This is a genomic window from Wenzhouxiangella sp. XN79A (assembly GCF_012272825.1).
In the GTDB taxonomy this organism is placed as follows: Bacteria; Pseudomonadota; Gammaproteobacteria; order Xanthomonadales; family Wenzhouxiangellaceae.
On the sequence record NZ_JAAWWS010000153.1, the window covers coordinates 134,641 to 156,217 of the forward strand.

The 21,577-nt window shown below is 66.3% G+C and carries 16 protein-coding genes and 1 pseudogene; 3 read left to right on the plus strand and 14 right to left on the minus strand.

Features of this window, described 5'->3' with window-relative positions; all coding sequences use genetic code 11:
• Positions 1–61: 61 nt before the first annotated feature.
• Genes HFP89_RS10445 through HFP89_RS10455 form a run of 3 tightly spaced genes read right to left on the minus strand, consistent with a single transcriptional unit; the run spans position 62 to position 5,849 of the window.
• Positions 62–3,295, minus strand: coding sequence for an efflux RND transporter permease subunit (locus HFP89_RS10445; RefSeq protein WP_168717603.1), 3,234 nt, complete (start codon positions 3,293–3,295; stop codon positions 62–64).
• Positions 3,292–4,467: an efflux RND transporter periplasmic adaptor subunit gene (locus tag HFP89_RS10450; RefSeq protein WP_168717604.1), complete on the minus strand. Its 1,176-nt coding sequence runs from the start codon at positions 4,465–4,467 to the stop codon at positions 3,292–3,294. Before HFP89_RS10450 ends, HFP89_RS10445 begins: the two co-directional genes overlap by 4 nt.
• Positions 4,464–5,849, minus strand: a complete 1,386-nt coding sequence (locus HFP89_RS10455; protein ID WP_168717605.1) for a TolC family protein — start codon at positions 5,847–5,849, stop codon at positions 4,464–4,466. The genes HFP89_RS10450 and HFP89_RS10455 overlap by 4 nt, the downstream gene beginning before the upstream one ends.
• A 295-nt stretch (positions 5,850–6,144) precedes the next feature.
• Between HFP89_RS10455 and HFP89_RS10460 the strand changes: the two genes are divergently transcribed.
• Positions 6,145–8,469: a cytochrome c peroxidase gene (locus HFP89_RS10460; RefSeq protein WP_168717606.1), complete on the plus strand. Its 2,325-nt coding sequence runs from the start codon at positions 6,145–6,147 to the stop codon at positions 8,467–8,469.
• A 136-nt stretch (positions 8,470–8,605) separates the two neighbouring features.
• Positions 8,606–9,370 carry a glutaredoxin gene (locus HFP89_RS10465; protein WP_206212316.1) on the plus strand — a complete coding sequence of 255 codons (765 nt, stop codon included), beginning with the start codon at positions 8,606–8,608 and terminating at the stop codon, positions 9,368–9,370.
• 48 nt (positions 9,371–9,418) lie between these two features.
• Here the strand turns inward: HFP89_RS10465 and HFP89_RS10470 are convergent, their stop codons facing one another.
• On the minus strand, positions 9,419–9,745 hold the full coding sequence (locus HFP89_RS10470) for a hypothetical protein (RefSeq protein ID WP_168717607.1): 327 nt from the start codon (positions 9,743–9,745) through the stop codon (positions 9,419–9,421).
• Between the two features lie 256 nt (positions 9,746–10,001).
• Here HFP89_RS10470 and HFP89_RS10475 point away from each other — a divergent pair, with 256 nt between their 5' ends.
• Positions 10,002–12,752, plus strand: a complete 2,751-nt coding sequence (locus tag HFP89_RS10475; RefSeq protein ID WP_168717608.1) for a S9 family peptidase — start codon at positions 10,002–10,004, stop codon at positions 12,750–12,752.
• 888 nt (positions 12,753–13,640) lie between these two features.
• Here the strand turns inward: HFP89_RS10475 and HFP89_RS10480 are convergent.
• The 10 genes and pseudogenes from HFP89_RS10480 to HFP89_RS10525 all read right to left on the minus strand — a co-directional run bounded on the left by HFP89_RS10480 (position 13,641) and on the right by HFP89_RS10525 (position 21,476).
• Positions 13,641–14,852 carry a DUF1428 family protein gene (locus HFP89_RS10480; RefSeq protein ID WP_277347507.1) on the minus strand — a complete coding sequence of 404 codons (1,212 nt, stop codon included), beginning with the start codon at positions 14,850–14,852 and terminating at the stop codon, positions 13,641–13,643.
• Entirely contained in the window at positions 14,788–15,366 is a 579-nt protein-coding gene (locus HFP89_RS10485; protein ID WP_206212317.1) for a hypothetical protein, read from the minus strand. The genes HFP89_RS10480 and HFP89_RS10485 overlap by 65 nt, the downstream gene beginning before the upstream one ends.
• Before the next feature lie 148 nt (positions 15,367–15,514).
• Positions 15,515–15,880 carry an SH3 domain-containing protein gene (locus tag HFP89_RS10490; protein WP_168717610.1) on the minus strand — a complete coding sequence of 122 codons (366 nt, stop codon included), beginning with the start codon at positions 15,878–15,880 and terminating at the stop codon, positions 15,515–15,517.
• Positions 15,881–15,980: 100 nt separating this feature from the next.
• Positions 15,981–16,328, minus strand: coding sequence for a hypothetical protein (locus HFP89_RS10495; RefSeq protein ID WP_168717611.1), 348 nt, complete (start codon positions 16,326–16,328; stop codon positions 15,981–15,983).
• 295 nt (positions 16,329–16,623) lie between these two features.
• Entirely contained in the window at positions 16,624–16,920 is a 297-nt protein-coding gene (locus tag HFP89_RS10500; RefSeq protein WP_168717612.1) for a DUF188 domain-containing protein, read from the minus strand.
• Positions 16,920–18,269 (minus strand): amidohydrolase family protein, encoded by a 1,350-nt coding sequence (locus tag HFP89_RS10505; RefSeq protein ID WP_168717613.1) that lies wholly within the window; start codon positions 18,267–18,269, stop codon positions 16,920–16,922. Before HFP89_RS10505 ends, HFP89_RS10500 begins: the two co-directional genes overlap by 1 nt.
• 258 nt (positions 18,270–18,527) lie before the next feature.
• Positions 18,528–18,910: pseudogene (locus HFP89_RS10510) on the minus strand (DUF188 domain-containing protein).
• Between the two features lie 62 nt (positions 18,911–18,972).
• Positions 18,973–19,503 carry a DUF3592 domain-containing protein gene (locus HFP89_RS10515; RefSeq protein WP_168717614.1) on the minus strand — a complete coding sequence of 177 codons (531 nt, stop codon included), beginning with the start codon at positions 19,501–19,503 and terminating at the stop codon, positions 18,973–18,975.
• A gap of 97 nt (positions 19,504–19,600) precedes the next feature.
• Positions 19,601–19,894: a HigA family addiction module antitoxin gene (locus HFP89_RS10520; RefSeq protein WP_168717615.1), complete on the minus strand. Its 294-nt coding sequence runs from the start codon at positions 19,892–19,894 to the stop codon at positions 19,601–19,603.
• Positions 19,895–20,222: 328 nt separating this feature from the next.
• A complete protein-coding gene (locus tag HFP89_RS10525) occupies positions 20,223–21,476 on the minus strand; it encodes an IS256 family transposase (protein WP_168716478.1) in 1,254 nt (417 codons plus the stop codon).
• Between the last annotated feature and the right edge of the window lie 101 nt (positions 21,477–21,577).

Here is a 21,577-nt window from a genome sequence, read left to right on the forward strand (position 1 = left end):
GGACCGGGCGCAACCGCCGGCTCCGGCGATCGATCGAGCCGGGCAGCCGCGCAGGGCTCGATCAGGCATCGTTCGCCTCGCCGTACATGTGGAAGTACAGCGCCGGAATCAGGACCAGCGTCAACAAGGTCGAAACCAGCACCCCGCTGACCAGCGTCACGCCGAGCGGCTTGAGCGCCGGCTCGAAGACCAGCGCCCCGCTGCCCAGCACTACGGTGCCGGCAGTCAGCAGGATCGGCCGCGTGCGCACCACGCCGGCGCTGATCAGTGCATCGCGCAGCGCCATGCCCTGATCGAGCCGAAGCCGGGTGAAATCGACCAGCAGCAGCGCATTGCGCACCACGATCCCGGCCAGTGCAATGACTCCGAGCACACCCAGTCCCGCAATGTCCAGTCCCGCGATCCAGTGGCCCGGAATCACCCCGATGAACACCAACGGGATCGGAATCATGATCAACAGCGGCACGCTGTAAGAGCCGAACCAGCCGGCCAGCACGAGGTAGATCAGCATCACGACCACCAGTCCGGCGACGGCCAGGTCGCGGTAGACCTGCTGCGTCATCGCCCATTCGCCGCCCCAGTACAGGGTCGTTTCCCGATCGCTGGACGGCAGGCCGATCCACCGGATTTCGGGCATGACCACCGGCTCGCGCTCGAGTTGCCGGACAATATCGCGCTGCACCGAAATCGGCTGACTTCGTTCACGGTCCACCCGTCCGGCCACGATCACGGTCGGTAACTGCTCGTGACGATGGACAGCGGCCTGCCGGGGTCGCTCGATCATGGTCACGAGGTCCGGCAGCGGCACCGATTGTCCGGATTCGCTCCTGACGTAGAGTCCCTCCAGGTCCCGGGTCCGATCACGCAGCGCGGGATCGAGACGGACCACCACCGGCAGCGGCCGGCGCTCCGCGGGCAGGTCCAGCCGGGTCGCTTCGCGCCCTGTCAGGGCAATCTGCACCGCGGCCGCCACGCGCGCCGGGGGCACGCCGCGGGCCGCGGCGCGAGCCAGGTCCACCTCCAGCCGAAGCTCGGGCCCGGCCGGTTTCGGAAACCGTTCGATCGCGCCGACCGCTTCGTGCTGTTCGAACAGGCGGGCGACGGTGTCGGCCAGCCGGTCTCTCCGTTCGACGTCGTCGCCGAAGAGTTCGGCCTGCAGGTCGTTGTCGCTCGAAGGCCCCGAGGGAATACTGCGGATCCAGGCCCTCGCGCCCCACCGCTCCAGCAGGCCGGGCAAGGTCGAGAACGCCAGCTCGCGGCTGATTTCGAAGCTTTGCCGCGCCCGCTCCCGCTGGGGGTGGAGCTGCACGTAGAGACTGGCGCGATGGGCAGTGGCACGCGGCAGTTCAGGGGGGCCCGGCGGCGGCAGCAACAGCGGGCCGTCGGCGCCTGCAAACACGGTATAGCCCTCGATGTCCGGATCGTCGCGCAGTTGACGACCGACCGCAGACGCCGCGGAGACGGTCTCTTCCAGGGGGCTGCCGGGCGGCAGTTCCAGTTCGATCACGAACACATCCCGGTCCAGCGTCGGAACCAGCGTCAACTGCACCGCGCGCAGGCCCACCATCGCGATGCTGGCAAGAAACAGCCCCAGCAGCCCCAGGTAGAACGCCCAGCGCAACGGCGCTCGGTCGAACAACGGGCGCAGCATGGCGCGGTAGAAATCGGCCCAGCGACCCGTCGGTACGTCGTTGTCTCCGTCGTCGCCGCCGCGCTCTCCGGCATCGTCGCCGTTCGCCGCCGACGCCTGGCTGCGGCTCGACGGCGGGCGCAGGATGCGATAGGCAACGTAGGGCGTCACGGTCAGCGCGATGACCAGCGAAAAACCGATGGCCAGAGACGTCCCGATCGGAATGGCGCGAGTGTACTGGCCCATTTCGCCGGTGATGAACGCGGTCGGCAGGAACGTCGCAATGATCAGGAAAACAGCGATCATGGTCGGGTTGCCGACCTCGTCGACGGCGCGCACGGCCACCTCCCGGCTGCGTCGCCCGCTCGCGCCGAAGTGACGCCGGATGTTCTCCATGATGATGACGTTGTCGTCGGCCAGCAGGCCGATGGCCAGGATCATCGCGGCGATGGAGACCGGGTTGAGCGTGAAATCGAGCCAGAGATAGGCAATCGGAACGATCGCGAGACTGGAAGGCAGCTGCAGCGAGACCCCGGCGGCGGCGCGCCAGCCCAGGCCGAGAAAAATGATCGCGATGACCGTGAACGCGGCAATCGCGAAGTTCTCGAGCACACTGATCACGGTGTCGGTGGCCATGGCCCCGGCGTCGTAGGCCGTCGTGACCTCCACGCTCGACGGCAGCAGCTCGCCGGCCAGTCGATCGACACGGGCCAGCGCGCGTTCGGTCACCGTGCTGATGTTGGCGTTGGGGACACTGGTCAGCGCCAGGCTGACTGCCGGCACTTCACCCATTGCCGCGTCCGTCCCGTCACCGTTCCTGTCGCGTTGCCAGTGCAGGCTGGCCGACTCGAACGGAGCCGGGCCGTCGACGACGTCGGCGACATCGCCCAGGTAGACGATACCCGCCGGGCCCACACCGACCTGGATCTGCCTGAGGTCGGCCGGCGCGGCCGGCAGCGTACCGACCCGCACGCTGCGCGTGACGGGGCCGCGGATCGGCTCGGCGGGAAGACGCAGACTGGCCGCCTCGATCGCATCGCTCAGCTCGACCAGACCGATTCCCCGGGCCGCGAGCAGCACCGGATCGGGTCGAACCTGGATCTGGCGCGGCTGGCCACCGAACACCTCCACGTTGCGCACGCCGGGAACCTGCTCGAGTTCCACCGCCAGCTCGTCGCCGATCCGGTGAAGCGCCGCACCGTCCAGCTCGCCGCTGGACAGCGTGATCATCAGCCCGGTCAGGATCTCGTCGCCCAGGGTCCGGATCTCGGCCGGCCCGGCCGATCGAGGCAGCCGGTGGGCGTTGCTTGCAACAAGCTCGGACAGGAGGCTGTAGGCCTCGGCATCGCTCAGACCGGTGACGAATTCGACCTCGACCACGGCGGCATCGCTGGAGGCGACCGAATTGACCTCCACGACCTGCTCGAGCTGCCGTGCCCAGGCGCTGACCGGACGCGCGATCAATTCATCGACGCGCTGGACCCCGGCACCCGGCGACGGCACCACGATCCGTGCGGTGGGCACCTCGATGTTCGGGCGATCCTCGCGCGGGATCAGCGCAAGCCCCCAGGCACCGGCGATCAGGGTGCCGACGACGATCAACGGAACCAGCGTCGAATCGATCAGGCGGTCGGCGATGCGACCGGCGAAGCCGAGTTCGCTCATGGCCGGACCGGCGCGACCGGTTGGCCGTCGACCAGCGTTCCGACCGCCGGCCCGACAATCACCCGGTCCCCGGGCCCCAGCCCGCGCAGGACCCGGACGTCGTCGGCCTCGCCGTCGGTCGGAGACGCCGCCACGGCCAGCCATCGAAGCCGGGCGCGTGGCTGGCCCTGATCGCTCTCGTCGATCACGAACACGCCGCTCAACTGACCGCGCCGGATCACCGCCGAGGCCGGAACGAGCACGAACGACGGGGCCGCGTCCTTCACCGGAAGCCGCACTTCAGCGATCATGCCGGGCGCCAGCGCCGGCGGGGGGGCGTCGACGATCAGCCGAAGCGTCTGGCCGACACCGGGCGGCTCGAGCGCCGGCAGCACGGCGTCGACCCGGCCGGTCAGCTCGTCCTCCAGTCCATCGACCCTGAACGGCAGCACATCGTCCACGGCCAACCCGGTCGCCCGTTTCTGGCCGATGCCGACGTTGATCTCCAGCCGGCTGCGGTCCTCGAACACCGCAAGCGGCGGCCCGGGTGCGACGAACGTGCCGACATCGGCCAGTACTTCGCTGACCACACCGGCGAACGGAGCGCGCAGCGTGGCGTAGTCGAGATTGACTTCGACGGCGGCCAGTTCCGCTTCGGCCTGCTCCAGGCGGCCTCGCGCGTCCTCGGCGACAAGCTCCACCTCTTCCAGTCGGGCCCGGGCGATCAGGCGCTCCTCGTAGAGCCGGCCGAACCGTTCGCGGTTGCGGCGGGCGGTCTCCCAGGCGGTGCGCGCGGCCTGACGCTGCAACCGTGCGGCCTGAAGGGCGGCTTCGAGATCGCGTGCATCGACGCGCAGGATCGGCTGCCCTTCCGCCACCGCCTGGCCGGCCTGGACCATGACCTCCTCGACGTTGCCCGCCTGGCGGGTTCCCATTCGGGCCCGCCGCACCGGCGCGACCACACCGGCCGCGACAACCGATGCCTCCTCGGCCGGTGGACCGATGATGACGGTCCGGACGGTTCTCGATGCCTGCCCGTCGCCGTCGCCGTGCCCGGCCGAACGTCCGTCGGACTCCGGCTCGCCGCTGCAGCCCGCCAGCAGCACCAGCAGCAACACCGCCGACAGGATCGAACGCCATGCGCTCGGGCGAGCGCAAGGCGTCCGGCTGGCTGCAATCAAGGAACCGTTCATGGCCGTAGGCCCAGCGTGTCGCCGGAAACGGCGAGCCGGTAGCGCGCAGCGGCGACCACTGCGTTGTACCGGGCATTGATCTCGCGGGTGCGGGCGGCCAGATCCTCGGCCTGGGCGCGCAACAACGCGGTGATGTCGTCGAGGCCCTCGGCATAGCGCGCCTCGGTCAGCGCCAGCGCTTCCTCGGCGTCGAGCTTGCCGCTGGAGGCGGTCCGCCAGGCCTGCACTTCGGCCTCCCAGTTGGCGAATTCGGTCCGTGCTTCGGCCCAGGCCTGCTGGCGCAGGGCGCGCAGCTTCGCCCTCGTTTCGGCCGCCAGGGCTTCGGCCTCATCGAGCGCGCCGACCTGCCCGAAGCCGAGAAACGGCGTCCAGCGCAGGTTCAGCGCGACCAGCCAACCGGTTTCGTTGACATTCAGCGGATCGTTGACGTCGAAGCGGTCATAGCGGGCGTAGAGATTCAGATCGGGAAGCCACGCTGCGCGGGCACGTTTCACACCGAACTCGGCCGCCTCCAGGCCCTGCTCCAGCGCCCGCAGATCGCGCCGTTCGGAGAGAACCTGTCGACGATCCGGCGTGTCGGCGGCCGGGGATTTCGGCCGCGGGACCGGATCGGTCAGGATCAACTCGTGGTCCTCGTCGGTGCCCAGCACCTGGCGCAGAACGGCGTCGGCGCCGATCACGCTCGCTCGGGCCGCCGCGACCCGCGCCTCCATTTCCGAGACCCGCGTTCGCGCAACCAGCACGTCCACCGGGGCAACCAGTTCCTGTTCGAAACCGGCTTCGGCCTGGCGCAGAGCGCGTTGTGCGGTGGCCAGCCCCTTGCGCTCGGCCTCGACCTGGCGGCGCGCGGTTCGTGCACCGAAATAGGCCTCGACGACCGCGACGTCGACTTCACGACGCGCCCGGTGCAGATCCAGCTCGGCGGCCTCCAGCGCACGCCCGGCCTGGCGGCGCGCGTTCCAGGCACCGACGTTGATCAGCGGCTGCACCAGTTCGAGGCTGGCGACGTTGCCGTTCAACGGTCCGACGTCGCGTCGCACGATCGCCGGAGGGCGCTGTGGCTCGAAGGTCGGGATGTTGTCGAGCGTGGACGTATCGAGCCGCAGATGAGAGGCCTCCAGCGTCAGCCGGGGTGAGAACCCCTGGCGCGAGCGCACCCTCGCGCCAGCGGCCCCGGCCCGGCGCGCGCGACCGATCGCGATCGCCGGATTGTCCTGAGCTGCGATGTCCAGCGCGCGCTCCAGCGACAGGACCAGCTCGCTGTCGGGGGCCGGCGGACCGACCGCCGGGGCCGAAGCGCCGACCAGCACGAGCAGGCTCGCCAGCGCACAGCGCGGTCCTGCTTTCGATCGAAAGCGGGTCGACGCTCGTGCTTGATTCACAACAGGTTCCGTTCCCGGTGAACCCGCTTCGACGGGAGCACCACTGGATTTCCCGACCAGTATACGGACCGCGCCGCGTCCGGAATTTGATCTGGTTCAGGAAGCCGGCGTTTGCCGGTGAGCCCGAGCCGCTGGCCGCCCGGCCACACGCTGCGCGTGCGAGCCCGGCCGGCCCGACTTCATGATGGGCCACAAACCCATGTTCTTGAACTGTTTTATTGTTTGTTCAGGGTTTGCACAGGACCTATCGCCCCCTCCACGCGAAGATGCCGGCACGCCAACCTGGAATCGCGCCATGTTCACGACCACGATTCGAAGCACCGCCCTGCTGGCCGCCCTGCTGACGATCATCACGTCGCCGGCCCGGGCCGATGGATTCACCGGCGCGCTCAGCGGCAGCTGGTGGAACCCCGACCGGAACGGCGAGGGCCAGTTCATCGGCATCCAGCAGAGCGGCGATCGACGCATCGCCATCGTCGCCTACTTCACCTATGACGATGAGGGCCGGCCGGACTGGATGGTCGGCAACGTCGACTTCGAGGACGGGGCGACGACGCTGGACGTGCCGATGATCTCGGCCCGCGGCGCGCGGTTCGGAGCGGGCTTCGACCCGACCGACGTCGTGACCGAGGACGCCGGCCGGGTCGAACTGAGCTTCATCGACTGCGGCCGGATGGGCTTCCGCCACGTGCGGGGCGACGACAGCCTGGCGTTCGAGCTGGAGCGCCTGGTCGGGCCGAACGCCGGCGGCGCCTGCGACGGCACCGGATCCGAACCCGGCGGCTTCGACTGGACCGGCGCGCACACCGGCGCCTGGTGGGACCCGGCACGCGGCGGCGAAGGCCAGTTCCTGGCCGTCGAAACGCTCGGCGACCGGCGCGTCGCGACGCTGTACTACTTCACCTTCGACGACGAAGGCCATCCGAGCTGGCGCGTCGGCGCCGCCGATCTCGCGGCCGTCGATGAGGCACCGGACGCTCAGCCGCTGCGCATTCCGCTGGTCACGGGTTCCGGGGCGCGATTCGGTGCCGCCTTCGACCCGGCCGACGTGGTCCGGACGCCGGCCGGCCTGGCCACGCTGCATCCCACGGCCTGCGAGACGGTCCGGCTGCGCCTGGAGGGCAAGGTCACGTTCGGCCTGACCCTGGACCGGCTCGGCGGCGGACCGCTGGGCCTGCCCTGCCCGATCGAGCCCGTGACTCCCAGCAGCCTCGACCAGAGGCTGGCCGGCCTGATCGAGACGCATGGGCTGACCGGCGACCCCAGCGCGGGCCTGGACCTGCCCGGCATCGACGCCCCGCTGGCCGAGCTCGGAAAGCTGCTGTTCTTCAGCAAGGGCCTCGGGGCCGAGCTCGATGCCGCCTGCGCGTCCTGCCACCACCCGGCCTTCGCCGGCGCCGACGGCCTGGCGCTGTCGATCGGCCCGGGCGCGGTCGATCCCGATGTCGTCGGCCCCGGCCGCCGTCGCGCCGACGGCGAAATCCCGATGCACCGCAACACGCCGACCTTCTTCAACACCGGCCTGTTCGACCGCGGCCTGTTCTGGGATTCGCGCGTCGAACAGCTCACCGCCGAAGACGGCAGCCCCGCCGGCATCCGGACGCCGGCCACGGCGCTCGGCGAGGCCGACCCGAACGCCGGGCCGAACCTGCTCGCCGCCCAGGCCCGCTTCCCGGTCGGCGCGCCCGACGAGATGCGCGGCGGCGCGCTGCCCGGGCGCAGCCTCGGCGAGGTCCATACGTGGCTGGCCGAGCGCCTCGGTGACTACGGCGACGGCGCCGGCCTGCTGCCGCCGTCGGACTGGCTGGAAAGGTTCCGGGCCGCCTTCGACAGCGACGCGCCGGCCGACGAGCTGATCACCTTCGACAACGTCGCCGTGGCGCTCGGCGAGTACCAGCGCTCGGCGGTGTTCGTCGAGAGCCCGTGGTCGCACTACGTCCGCGGCGACCTCGACGCGATCGATGAACAGGCCAGGACCGGCGCGCTGCTGTTCTTCAGTACCGTCGAGGACGGCGGCATGAACTGCGTCCTCTGCCACTCGGGCGACCTGTTCACCAATCTCGAACACCGTCGGATCGGCTTCCCCCAGGTCGGTCCCGGGTTCGGCGACGGCGTCAATGATGATTTCGGCCGCGAGCGCGAGACCGGCGAGGCCGCCGACCATCGCTCCTTCCGCGTGCCCAGCCTGCTGAACATCGACCGCACGGCCCCCTACGGCCACAGCGGCATGTACAACTCGCTGGGCAACGTCATGGGTCACTACTTCAACCCCGACGGCACCGTCATCAGCCAGATGATCGGCCGGACCTGGTGCACCCTTCCGCCGTTCGATACCCAGCCCGATTGCGAAGACGGTGCCGACGTCGCGTTCGACAACAGTCGGGCCGCGCTGGCCACCATGCAGGACGAGCGAGTCGAGCGGCCGGACATCGCGATGCCGCCGATCCCGACCGAACTCAGCGCCCAGGAAAACTTCGACGCCGTCGTCGCCTTCCTCGAAACGCTGACCGACCCCTGCCTGCTGGAGCCGGCCTGCTACGGCCGCTGGACCCCGGCCCCCGAGGAAGCACCGGACGATCTACAGCTCGATGCGGTCGATGCCGACGGCCGACCCCTCTGACGTCTCCGTCACGGCCGGCCCGGGGCGTTCCCGGCCGGCCGCTGTCGGCCCTGCGCCGGGCCGTATTGATCTTCGTTAACGAACCGATCCCGATGGATGCTACGGTCGGAGGCCTCTCGAACGAAGGGCAGCGAAGATGTCCGGAACTTCCACAGCGAAACAGGCCGAACTCCACCGCATGGTGATGGACAAGCACGTCTGCCCGTACGGCCTGAAGAGCAAGCACCTGCTGAACAAGCACGGCTTCGAGGTCGACGATCACTGGCTGACCACGCGCGAGGAAACGGACGCGTTCAAGGAGAAGCACGGCGTGTCGACCACGCCGCAGGCCTTCATCGGCGGCGAGCGGATCGGCGGCTACGACGAGCTCCGCGAGTACTTCGGCGAATCCCGGCCGGACAAGCAGGAGACCAGCTACCGCCCCGTGCTGGCGATCTTCGCGACGGCCCTTCTGATCGGCCTGGCGATCAGCTGGATGGCCTTCGGCACGGTGCTGACCGTGCGCATGCCGGAACTGTTCGTCGCCACCGCCATGTGCCTGCTCGGCCTCCAGAAGCTGCAGGACGTCGAGAGCTTCAGCACGATGTTCCTGAACTACGACCTGCTGGCGCGCCGCTGGGTGCCCTACGGCTACCTGTATCCCTTCGGCGAAACGCTGGCCGGCGTCCTGATGATCGCCGGCGCGCTGATCTGGCTGGCCGCGCCGATCGCGCTGTTCATCGGCACCGTCGGCGCGATCTCGGTCTTCCGCGCGGTCTACGTGGAGAAGCGCGAACTCAAGTGCGCTTGCGTCGGCGGCAACAGCAACGTGCCGCTGGGTTTCGTCTCGCTGACCGAGAACCTGATCATGATGCTGATGGGCCTGTGGATGCCGATCCGGATGTACCTCCTCGGGGGCTGACCCGGCCCGGCGTTTCGCCCCCACCGGGCCCGTTGGCCCGCAGCGCGTCTACAGTGCGTAGAACGCCATCCAGACCAGCGCGTAGGCCGACAGCGCAGCCACCCGCATCGTCCGCTCCTGCGAGGTGCCGACATCGACCGGGCTGCCGCTCCAGCGGACGAGCCGGTAGGCCACCGCAACGGCCGCCAGCCCGACGGCGCCGGTGACCAGGAACAACAGCGCGACGGTCGTGGCCGCGACATCGCCCCAGGCGCGGATCACGCTGACGAACGGCAGCAGGGAGACCAGCGCCCAGACCGTCAGGATGGGCGCGACCATCGACCAGATAACGACTTCGAAAAGACTGCTGCGCGCTCTTTCGTTGGACTCGGTCATGCGATCAGGGCCTCGGTTCACCATGAGAAGAAGGGGGCGGAACTGCGACGCGGCAATCTAGGCGCGGCTGCGTCGCCGGCACGTGATGGACGGTCCGAAGGCTGTTCCGCTGCCCCCCCAACGCCGGCATCGTGGGGCCGTACCGACCCGGTGCCGCGCCGAGCTGCCGCTGACCGCCAGTGACCTCTGGACTATGGTCATCGGCGACGGACGCGGATAGCCTGTGGTCTCCCCATATCGCTCCGAGGATCTGGTCATGACCCTTTTGAAGTCCGCGCTGAGCGCCCTGCTGTTGCTCGGCCTCGCCTCGAACGCGCTCGCCGACCGGGCCGAACCGCTGGGCTATCTCGAAGAACTCCCGCCGCTGCTCGACCGCGACCTGTTCTTCGGCGATCCCGAAATCTCCGGCGCCCAGCTCTCGCCCGACGGTCGCTTCATCACCTTCCTGCGGCCCTACGAGGGCGTCCGGAACATCTGGATCAAGGGCATCGACGAGGACTTCGATGCCGCCCGCCCGCTGACCGCCGACGACAAGCCCGTGCCGGGCTACTTCTGGAGCCGCGACAGCCGCTTCGTGCTCTACGTCCAGGACAAGGGCGGCGACGAGAACTTCCACGTCTGGGCCGTGGATCCGGACGGTGATCGCGACGCGGAAACCGGTGTGCCCGATGCACGCAACCTGACCGACTACGACGGCGTGCGCGCGTTCATCCTGAGCGTGCCGAAGGACACGCCCGACCACATGCTGATCGGCCTGAACGACCGCGACCCGGCCCTGCACGACGTCTACCGCGTGCAGATCTCGACCGGCGAGCGCGAGCTGCTGATCGAGAACAACCAGAACATCGCCGGCTGGTCGGCCGATCTGGAGGGGACCATCCGCCTGGCCAGCCGGATGAACAGCGAAGGCGGCACCGAGATCCTGGCCGTCGACGACGGCGAGCTCGGCGACGTGATCTACGAGTGCAGCTGGACCGAGTCCTGCGGCCCGGCCAGCTTCCACCCGGACGGCGAGCAGGTCTGGTTCATCTCCAACAAGGGCGACGAAAACGACCTGACCGGTCTGTACCTGATGGACCTCGACAGCCACGAGTTGACGCTGTTCGAGCGCGACCCGGAGGGCGAGGTCGACTTCGGCGGCGTGGTGCTGCACCCGGAAACCAACGAACTGCTGGCCACGGTCTACGTCGGCGACCGCGTGCGCATCTATCCGAAGAACGATGAATTCGGCGCCGACCTGGACTTCCTGCGCGAAACGCTGCCCGAAGGCGAAATCAACCTGACCTCGCAGACCGCGGACGCCTCGATCGCCCTGGTCAGCCTGTCCCGGGACGTCGATCCCGGCTCGGTCTACGTGTTCGATCGCGAGGCGCGCACGGTGGAACTGCTCTATCGCTCGCGGCCCGAGCTGCCGAGCGATCAGCTGGCGCAGATGCAGCCGATCCGCTATACCGCGCGCGACGGCCTGGAGATTCCGGCCTACCTGACCCTGCCCAAGGGCGTGGAGCCCGAGAACCTGGCCGTGGTCGCGCTGATCCACGGCGGGCCCTGGGCGCGCGACACCTGGGGCTACCGCTCGCTGGTGCAGTTCCTGGCCAACCGCGGCTACGCGGTGCTGCAGCCCAACTTCCGCGCCTCGACCGGGTTCGGCAAGGCCTTCCTGAACGCGGGCAACCTGGAATGGGGCGACGCCATGCAGGACGACATCACCGATGGCGTGAAGTACCTGATCGAGCAAGGCATCGCCGATCCGGAGCGGGTCTGCATCATGGGCGGCTCCTACGGCGGCTACGCCACCCTGGCCGGCATGGTGTTCACGCCCGAGCTCTACGCCTGCGGCGTCAACATCGTCGGCGTGTCCAACCTGATCAGCCTGATCAACTCGATCCCGGCCTACTGGGGACCGGCCCGGCAGATGTTCACCCTGCGCATGGGCGATCCCGACACCGAGGAAGGCCGCGCCCGGCTGGAGCGCCAGTCGCCGATCAACCACGTCGACAGGATCCAGCGGCCGCTGCTGGTCATCCACGGCGCCAACGACCCGCGCGTGAAGCAGGCCGAAGCCGACCAGATCGTCGTGGCCATGCGCGAGCGCGACCTGGACGTCGAGTACATCGTCGCGCCCGACGAGGGCCACGGCTTCCGCGGCCGCGAGAACCGGCTGGCGATGTACGCCCGCAGCGAGGAGTTCATGGCCACGCACCTGGGCGGTCGCTACCAGGCCGAGATGGCCGACGACATCCGCGAACGCCTGGACGCGATCACCGTGGACGTCGACAGCGTCGTGGTCGAGGACGTCGCCGACGCGCTGGATTCCGCGCGAACGCTGCCGCTGCCGGCCGTCAACGGCGACCAGGTGGCCACCGGCGACTTCACCTACACGACCACCCTGACCGCGCCGATGGGGGAAATGGTCGTCACCAATACCCGTTCCGTAACGCGAGCCGACCAGGACGGCCGCGATGTACTGATCATCACCACCGAAAGCAACTCCCCGATGGGCCAGGCCAGCGATCGTTACGTGCTCGACGGCACCACCCTGCGACCGATCAGCCGCCGGATCGAACAGGGTCCGGCCACCATCGACGTGGCGTTCGACGACCGTGAAGTCAGCGGCGCGATCAACATGAACGGCAACGAGAGCCCGATCAGTATCGAACTCGACGCCCCGGTCTTCGGCGGCGATGCTGGCCTGGAACTGGCCCTGGCCGGCCTGCCGCTGCGCGACGGCCTGGGCACGAACATCCGGATCGCAGTGGTCGGCCTCGAGCAGCGCGTCCGCTACTACCGCGCCGAAGTCTCCGGCCCCGAGTCCATCGAGGTTCCCGAAGGCACCTTCGACGCCTTCCGGATCGCCCTCAACGCCATCGATGGAGAAGGCGGCGACCAGACCTACTGGATCAGCGCCGAGGCACCGCATCGCACGCTGAAGGTCGAAGGCAGCCTGCCGCCGCAGATGGGCGGCGGCAGCTACAGCACCGTGCTGGGCACGCCTGCCGCGGACTGAACGACCGCCCACAGGCACCCCACCCCGGCCCCGGCGAGCCCTGCTCGTCGGGGTTTTTTCATGTCCAACGTCTGAGCTAAGCAGCGCGGCTTTAGCCGCGTCCGGTGGAGGCCCGAAGGGCCGGAACGTACTTGAGCGACTTGTTAGGCACTTTCACTATCTCCTCGAGCACTCAGCCCTCGCAATGCAACGTGCGCGACATACAGATACAAACTTCCGCCGATAACGGGCAAGATCCGACTTTCATAAAGTCCGAAGCAGATTATGAGTACTGAGACAGCTCCGAAAGAGTGGATGAACCCCTCCATAACCCAAGCTGGCAGAAGCCCGTCATCCTTAGCACGTCCCCGCCCGGTCAGAGACCGATAGGCCAGAAGAAGGAAAAAGTAGAGCAAGCCCGCACTTGCGCTGACGACAACTACAGCAACGGCGTTTAGTGATGCTGGGTCTGCTACAAGTTGGACGAGAGACCAGAAGAGAACCCATCCAGGCGCAAAAGCGGCAAATCGGCAGAAGCCTGCACCCAACAGTCGCAAAAAAATTGGAATCTCAGTCTTCGCCAAGTTCATGTGCCTAACTAAAATTTAGGCAGCTGAAATGCCGTGTAATGGATATTCGGTCGAGAATGACAGATAGTGTCCGGAGCTAACCCACAAGCAACTGCAGAGACTTGAATCTTCGACCCAATACCAACTTCACCAAGCGGCGTTAACCGGCGAATGGGCCGGTTAATCTTCGTGAGTCGCACTCGATCGACTGTCATGTTCCGGACGCCCCAGCTGCCAAGCCGAACCTGATCATGCCGCAGACGCGCGCGCGAGGCAAGCCGCGTCCCCTCGAGACCTGCCCTGCGACGAACGCCTGCAGTCCATCGGGCGGCGGCCGGGTTCAGGCGGCGGCCGCTCGTGGGTATGTCTTGATGGCGACACCGCCCAGCACGGCGATGCCGACCCCGGAAAGCCCCAGCACCGCCCCGTTCAACGGATCGAGGTTCGAGACGATGACGCCGACCAGCGCCCAGATCACCGCGGCCGAATATTCCGGCGTATCCGGCCGCGCGCGCTGGACGAACACGGCGATCACCAGCGCCAGGGAAATGCAGAGCACGGCCGCCGTCGTGCCGCCGACCCACCCGTAGCCGGCCAGCATCAGCCCCAACGCGACCGAGCTGGCCGCGGTCAGCCAGCCGGCGTACAGCGCGATCGGCGAGCGCAGCCCGACCCGGTCGTCCTTGCCGGCGGCCCTCAAGGCCAGCACGGCCGTGGCCAGCATGATCCAGATCAGCACCGTCGCGGCCGCCACCGATCGGTTGGCCACGGGGATCCACGCCGCGCCGACCGCAAGGCTGGCGATCAACGGCCAGCGCGCCGCGTCCCAGCCCGGATGCGACGCGCGTTTCACCACGCCGAACACCGCGCCGGCCAGCAGCGCCAGGTAGATCAGACCCCAGATCGAAAACGCATAGCCCGCCGGCTGGACCGGCGGATCGACCTGCGGAATCGGGAACTGACCGGCCGAGAACCCGTTGAAGCCGCTGCTGAGCACCGGCGAAACCAGGAACGCGACGGCCGTCAGGAGCGTGAGGATTGCCTTGAATCGTTGCATGTCGAACCTGCAGCTTGCGGATGGATGGCAGCGAGCGATGCGCAGGAAGACCGCGCGATTCTCGGAGCCTGCCAACGGTACACCGCCCGGGTCAAGGCCGCGCTGACCGGGGACAAGGATCTCGCGGGAAAGGTGTATCCAGTGTACCTCCCTGTAGGCCATGCGCTCGGCGTCGAAGCCCGCGCGCGACTCCAGGACCACCCAGCCGAATCCGATCGTCTCGTCCTCACCGGACGAAAGCAGGTCGATGAACGAGCGCGTCCCTTCCAGCGACATGTCGTCGCCCGCATACTCGTGGTAGGCGAGCGCGCCGTGCTCGATCCAGATCCGGGCGACCGCTTCGGCCATCGACCGGTATCGTGCGATACGGCGAGTGGGAATCGGAAACACGAAACCATCGACGTAACGGGACCTCGGCCTTCCGTGCGCTTCAGCGTGTCTGGTGATCTTCGGCCCGTACCGAGCGGCCACCCGACAGCGCTCGCCCGGCTCCATCGATACCGCTGCCTGTTTCCCGGTGCGGCCGGTAGGCGGTTTCCCTCGGCAGGTGGGCAACGAGCAGCTTCAGGTAGAACAGCGGAAGGAACCACTCCATGCCCGGTGGCGAGGCGAGCACGTAGAGACCCAGGACAACGCTGCCGGTATACATCGCCATCGCCACCGGTCGCTGGAGGTAGAGCGGCGAGACGAGGATCGCCAGGGCCGCGACCAGCAGGAACGACCCTGTCGTGGCCAGCCACGGCCAATCCGCGGAGAGAAACAGCCACGCCACGACGGCGAGATGCGCGAGATGGACCAGAACGAAGCCGAAATGTTGCCGAACGCCCTGCCCCGGGCGGTGGTACCAGCGCTTGCCCGAAGAAGTGGCGTTGGTGATGATTCCGCCCACGATATCGAACGCCAGCACCGCGCACAGAAGGTACTGGACCGCCGACCAGGCGCCAACGGCATAGGCCGCATAGGCCACTGCCGCGCCGGAGGCCACCAGGGGCAACAGGAACTGCAGCACCAGTTCCGCCCGCGTGGCGCCGGGGCCCACGAACCGATCGAGGACCCCCCGAACCCCCTTGCGGGGACCTGGCGGCTGGCACTCAGTGTCCATTCAGCTCACTCATCGAAGCAGACCTCGCCGTCGGCCTGCGGCGGAATTCCTGACTTCACGGATGTGCTTGCTGCAGATTCGCGAGCGGAACCCATCCCGACTCCGAGCAATCGGTCCTCGTGCACCAGGCCCAGCCGTTCAGCGCTCTCGTACCGACAAGCAGCTCGCCTTTTCGTACGTCAAGTTCCCGCGCTGTATAGTCTTCGAGCGCGCGAGCGTGCGTGCCGCTGACGATTTCGATGATCTGCGCCGGCACCCAACCACCCTTTTGCCCTTTTGCTTCACAGAACAGCCAGTCGTCCCAGCCTTCCGGGCCGTCGTATCGCTCGCCGACAACAAGGGAAGCCCCCTTATCGAAGGTAATGGGCTCTGGGTACTCACTGGTGTGGTCCCTGATTACAAGATAGTGCCTAACGTCCATGTTGTGCCTTGCGGGCAACGTCTGAGCTAAGCGGCGCGGCTTTAGCCGCGTCCGGTGGAGGCCCGAAGGGCCGGAACGTACTTGAGCGACTTGTTATGTTTCATGACTGCCCGAAGGCGATGTCGCGAGGAACGCCGTGCTTCAAAAGTTCCTCGTCGATTATTTCCATGAACATTCGCTGATTCTGGGGTGTGTTCTCCGTGAACCCAGCTTCCACGGTGAGGATTGCCACCACTAAACCTCTAAGGCCAATAACCTGGTCGGCAATGCTCATTAGAAACTGCTCTTGGTCCGCGTTAGGCAGTGCTGTAAAGCGGACGTGAATTAGCGCCCTATAGAGCTCCGGGCCGCTGATTCCTGGGTTTTCGGTCGAAAGAGATTCATAGCCTTGTGCGGCCCATCTGGCAGTGCCGCCGACCGCGCCCTTTCTCGCCAGCCACTTCATCATCCCCACTCTATGCCTCCAAGTGAAACATAACTAGAATTTAGGAGGCGAAAACGCCTGGTAATGGATATTTCGTCGGAAGTGACGAACAAGGCGCGCCCTGGTGAGGGGAATGTTGTCAAGCGGCTACTTTGACGCCAGTCTTTCCGACCCAGCGCCGTCAATACACGGCGAAAACGCCGCATATCGCTCATCGAGTCCTCGGGTTTCGGGGTCACGGGTTCGAACCACTCAGCTGCCAAGCCTGGCTCGATGATGCCGCAGGTCGGGCGTGCGGGCAAGCCCGCCGCGGCGGGTTCTACCCTGCTCGGCGTTGCGCCAGCCATCGATCCAGCTGGTCGGCGAAGGCCTTCCTGTCCCGGTTGCCCAGCGGCGGGAGTCCGCCGGTCTGAACGCCGCTGGCGCGCATCGAGTTGATGAAATCGCGGAGGTTCGGGCGCTGGCGGACGCTCTCTTTCGTATAGCGTTCGCCACGGGGCGTGACGACCGCCCCGCCCTTCTCGATGAGCTCGGCGGCCAGCGGCATGTCGGCGGTCGCGACCAGGTCGCCGGGGCTGTAGCGGCGTGCGATGTCGTCATGGGCGGCATGGCCCACTAGCGTGAGTCCTTGACAACCACGCCGTCCTTCATGATCACGAGGAAGTTGCCGTGCGGATCGGCGATCAGCTCGAGATCGTCCAACGGGTTGCCGTCGACCAGGAGCAGGTCGGCAAGCGCGCCCTCTGCGACGACACCGAGGGTACCGGGATAGGGGTTGCGCGGTCCGGACAGTGCGAGCAACTCGGCGTTGGTGCTGGTCGCTATCCGCAGGACCTCGGCCGGCGAGTACCAGGTGGTCATCGTGGCAAGGATCGCGCCCTGGTTCTCTGTCGCCGTCGGATTGAACAGGATGTCGCTGCCCCATGCGACCTTCAACCCGTATTCCTTGGCCAGCCGGAACGCGTTGTCCGTCCCGGCGCTCACCTCGAGCTGCTTGACCCTGGCCTCGCCGGTCATCGGATTGGAGAACTGGTTGTCGAGAAACGCCTGCCCGCTCAGCCAGATGTCGTTCTCGGCCATCATTCGTGCGGTCTCCTCGTCCATCAGCTGCGCATGGTCGATGACCTTCACGCCGCCCCGGATCGCGGTCTGGATGGCCCGAGGGGTGTAGGCATGCACGGTGACGTAGGTGCCCCAGTTCTCGGCGGCGTGGACGGCGGCCCGGAATTCCTCCTCCGAATACTGGGCGACGTCGATCGGGTCGTACATCGACGAGACACCGCCACCGGCAGCGAGCTTGATCTGCGACGCCCCGAGCATCAGCTGTTCCCGAACCCGCTTCCTGACCTCGTCGACACCATCGGCGATCACGCCGCCGTTGAGGGCTTCGCCGCGGCTCAGCGGCGCATTCCGGGCCGCCGGCACTTCGTGCGGCAGGCGGAAGTCGCCGTGGCCACCGGTCTGCGAGATCATCGCGCCGGACGGCCAGATGCGCGGACCGGCAACGATGCCTTCATCGATGGCCCGTTTCAGACCGAAGACCGGACCGCTGAGGTCGCGGACGCTGGTGAATCCACGCATCAGCGTTGCTTCGGCTTCCCGACCCGCGCGCAGGTTGATGTATCCGATATCTCCGGTCAACAACCCGGGAACCGAGATCGTCGCCAGCATCGCGTGCCAGTGCGCATCGATCAGGCCCGGCATCAGCGTGCGACCGTCACCCTGGATGATCCGCGCACGCGCCGACCGATCGACCGCAATCGGGTCGGTCGAGATCCGTTCGATGATGTTGCCGCGCACCAGGACATTGGACGGCGGTGACAGCCGGTCGTCGACACCGTCGAAGATCCGGACGTTCTCGAACAGGACCAGGCTGGCGGCCGGCTCCTGCGCTTCGGCAACGGTCGATGCGGGACCGGCGATCGAAAGAACGATCGCGAAGGAAATGGTCAGTATCTTCGGCATGGCACCTTCCTTGGTAATTGCCAGGCGTTGGCCCGACGTTCGATAACGGTATCTCGCATGACCGGAGCCGCAGTTTCGAGCCCAACATCCGATCGTGGAGGATCATGAGCCGAAGACCGAACGCCACACGGCCCCTGTCCCGGCGAAGGGTGCAGCAGCCGCCTCGAGAAATCAAGGAGACAGTGTTGCGCTACCCAGCCCAGCTACGCGCCAGCAGCGATCCAGCTGGTCGACACAGGCCTTCCTGCCCCGGTTGCTCTACCGCGGCGGGCCGCCGGTCTGGACGCCGCTGGATCGAAGCGTGCCCATGAAGTCGCGAAGAAGCCGCGGATGTTCAGCCGTGGTCTGATGCTCTCTTTCGTGTAGTGCTCGCCGCGCGGGGTGACGACCGCCCCGCCCTCCTCGATGACATTGGCGGCCAGCGGGATGTCGGCAGTCACCACTCGGTCGCCAGGATTGCAGCGGCGAACGATTTCGTCATCGGCTTCGTCGAAACCCGACGAGACGATCTCGTGCCGGATGTGGCCATCCGGTGGGACCTGGATTGCGTGGTTGGCAAAGGTCCTCCGTTCGATGCCCGTGCAGTGGGCCGCACGGATCAAGATGTCCTTGATCGCACCGGGACAGGCGTCGGCGTCGATGCTGCCCGACCCACCCGAATCGGAGGCGCGACCTGCACGGGTCTTTCTTGTCGGTTGCCGCTTCAGACTCTGCTGTGACGGCCAATCCAGTTCGACAGGCTGAGGAAGGTCAGCCCCATGAATGCGAAGGAAATCGTGAGAACCACATCCGGCCCGCGGTGTAGAACCGAGATCTCGGGGATTGCAGGAGAGTGCCAGACCTCGACATTGGCGGGAAGAGATTCAAGATCGCGCTCCCAATCCATCAGCGAGAATGGCGAGAGCGACCATGATCGAAAGCCCATACCTACGCGACTGCTTTCGTAACGCCGCCCATCCACCGTGTATCGATAGTTCACAAACAGCGTCGGTACACTTCTTTGTCCTCTGGCGACGAGGGGGATGCCTGGATAATCTCCCGCGATCACGCTCCGACCATGATGGTGATCGAGCAATCTTCCAGATACGGACTCAAAAGAGTACGTCCAGAGTCCGAGGGCAAGAATCACGAGCGCGACAGCAATAAACAGGGCGCCGAAGGCACGGAATGGACGTCTTGTCCTTGGCGACCTGGCGGACTCATGTAAGTGCGGGTTTGTATTTGAAGGCAGCATGACTATGGCGCCTGACGTTTGGGTTAACCGGCCCTATCACCGAATTCGCCCGGCTTTGCCGCCCCTGAGCTTTCCCGGGGTCCGGTTGAACCCTTTGTCAGGCTGCACGGAACCCGACTTTTTCAACAGATCCCAGATCTACTGTTTGTCGAGCATGCCAGAGCTCGTAGTTGCCTTGCATCAACAACCACCTCTCGGGCGAACGGCCAAGAGCTTCGGAAAGGCGAAGCGCCATTTCCGGACTTATTCCACTACGCCCCTGCACGATACGATTCAAGGTGGACGGTGAGACACCCAGCTTCGAGGCCAGCTGGCGTCCAGTCATGGAGTGAGGCTCCAGATAAACCTCACGGATGAATTCGCCAGGATGCGGGGGATTATGCATTGCCATTAGTGATGGCCCTCGCAATAAACGACGTGGGCCTGCCCATCTCTAAACTCAAAAGTCAGCCTCCAATTTCCACGAACACGAACTGACCTTCATTCAGAGGCCTCTCCCTTGCGCCGATGAAAACGAAAGCCTGGCACGCCCACATCCTGGACAGACGCGGCGGCATCCAAACCTGCCAAAAGCATTCTGAGCCGTTTGGCATGGGACACCCGAATTCCTGCCACTGCACCCGTCTCGTGAAATTCAGTCAGGCCTTTGTGGCGGACCGATTGAATCATCAGTTCAGCGTAGCGTGGCGGAGTTATTGTCAAATCTGGTGTACGAGCGATCAGGCAGCGGCGTGCTTTGGTTGATCAACGACCTGTTCTCCATCTCGGAACTCGACGTTATCGACGACCAGTCTCAGCAACTGGAAGCCCTTGATTCGTTTCCATCGACGCCCCGCGGATTGCAACAACTTGAACACCATGGCCAGCGTGGTGTCGCGTGAGCCACAGTTGCGCGACTTGCGAGTTCGCAACCGCACCGTCGCGAAGGTCGACTCGATCGGATTGGTGGTCCGCAGATGGACCCAGTGCTTGGCCGGGAAGTCGTAGAAGGCCAGCAGGTCGTCGCGATCTTTCTCGAGGCACATCATGGCCTTGGGGTACTTCGTGCCGAAGCGCGCCAGCGCACGATCGAAAGCCTGGTGGGCCGCCTCGCGGGTCTCGGCCAGATAGATGTCATGCAGCGCGGACTTGACCTTCGGCTGGACCGCTTTGGGCAACTTGTTGAGCACGTTGGCGATCTTGTGCACCCAGCATCGCTGGTGACGAGTATCCGGGAACGCCTTGTTCAGCGCTGCCCAGAAGCCCAGCGCACCATCGCCAATGGCGAGCTTGGGTGGTCGCTGTAGGCCCCGGCTGCGCAGGTCGGTCAACACCTCGTGCCAGCTGGCCTCGGACTCCCGATAGCCGTCTTCGACCGCCACCAGCTCCTTGCGGCCATGCTCGGTGACCCCGACGATCACAAGCAAGCACAGCTTGTCGTCCATCCGGACCCGGCTATAGACGCCGTCCGCCCACAGGTAGACGTAGTGCTTCTGGCTCAGATCCTGACGCCGCCACTGGACATGCTCTTCCAGCCAGCCCGCCTTCAGGCGCGCCACGGTGTTCGGCGACAGCCCCTTGGCCTGATCACCCACCAGTGCCTGCAGCGCTTCCTGGAAGTCACCGGTCGACACGCCACGCAGATAGAGCCACGGAATCAACTCGTCGAGGCTGCGTGCACGCTTGAGATACGGCGGCAGCAGGCTGGAGTTGAACTTGATCCCGGATCCGCTCCGGTCTCGCACCTTGGGCACCCGGACCTCGACGTCGCCGACGCCGGTCTGGATGGTGCGTTCGGGCAGATAACCGTTGCGCACCACCGCCCGACGCCCTTGGTCATCACATCGATGTTGATGGTGCTTGAGCATGGCCTCCAGCTCGGACTCTACGGCGGCCGCAATCAGTTCCCGCGCGCCCTGTCGAATCAGGCTGTGCAGGGGGTCCGAAAGATCAGAAACTGGCGGCTCTACCGCCGAAAGAGTAGACTGGTTCATGGCGTATCCTTTTCTGTTGGTTGTGATCTTGGTCGTGATCAACCAACAGGATACGCCACCCAATTTTCAGATCCCTCGTACACCAGAAATCACCATAACTC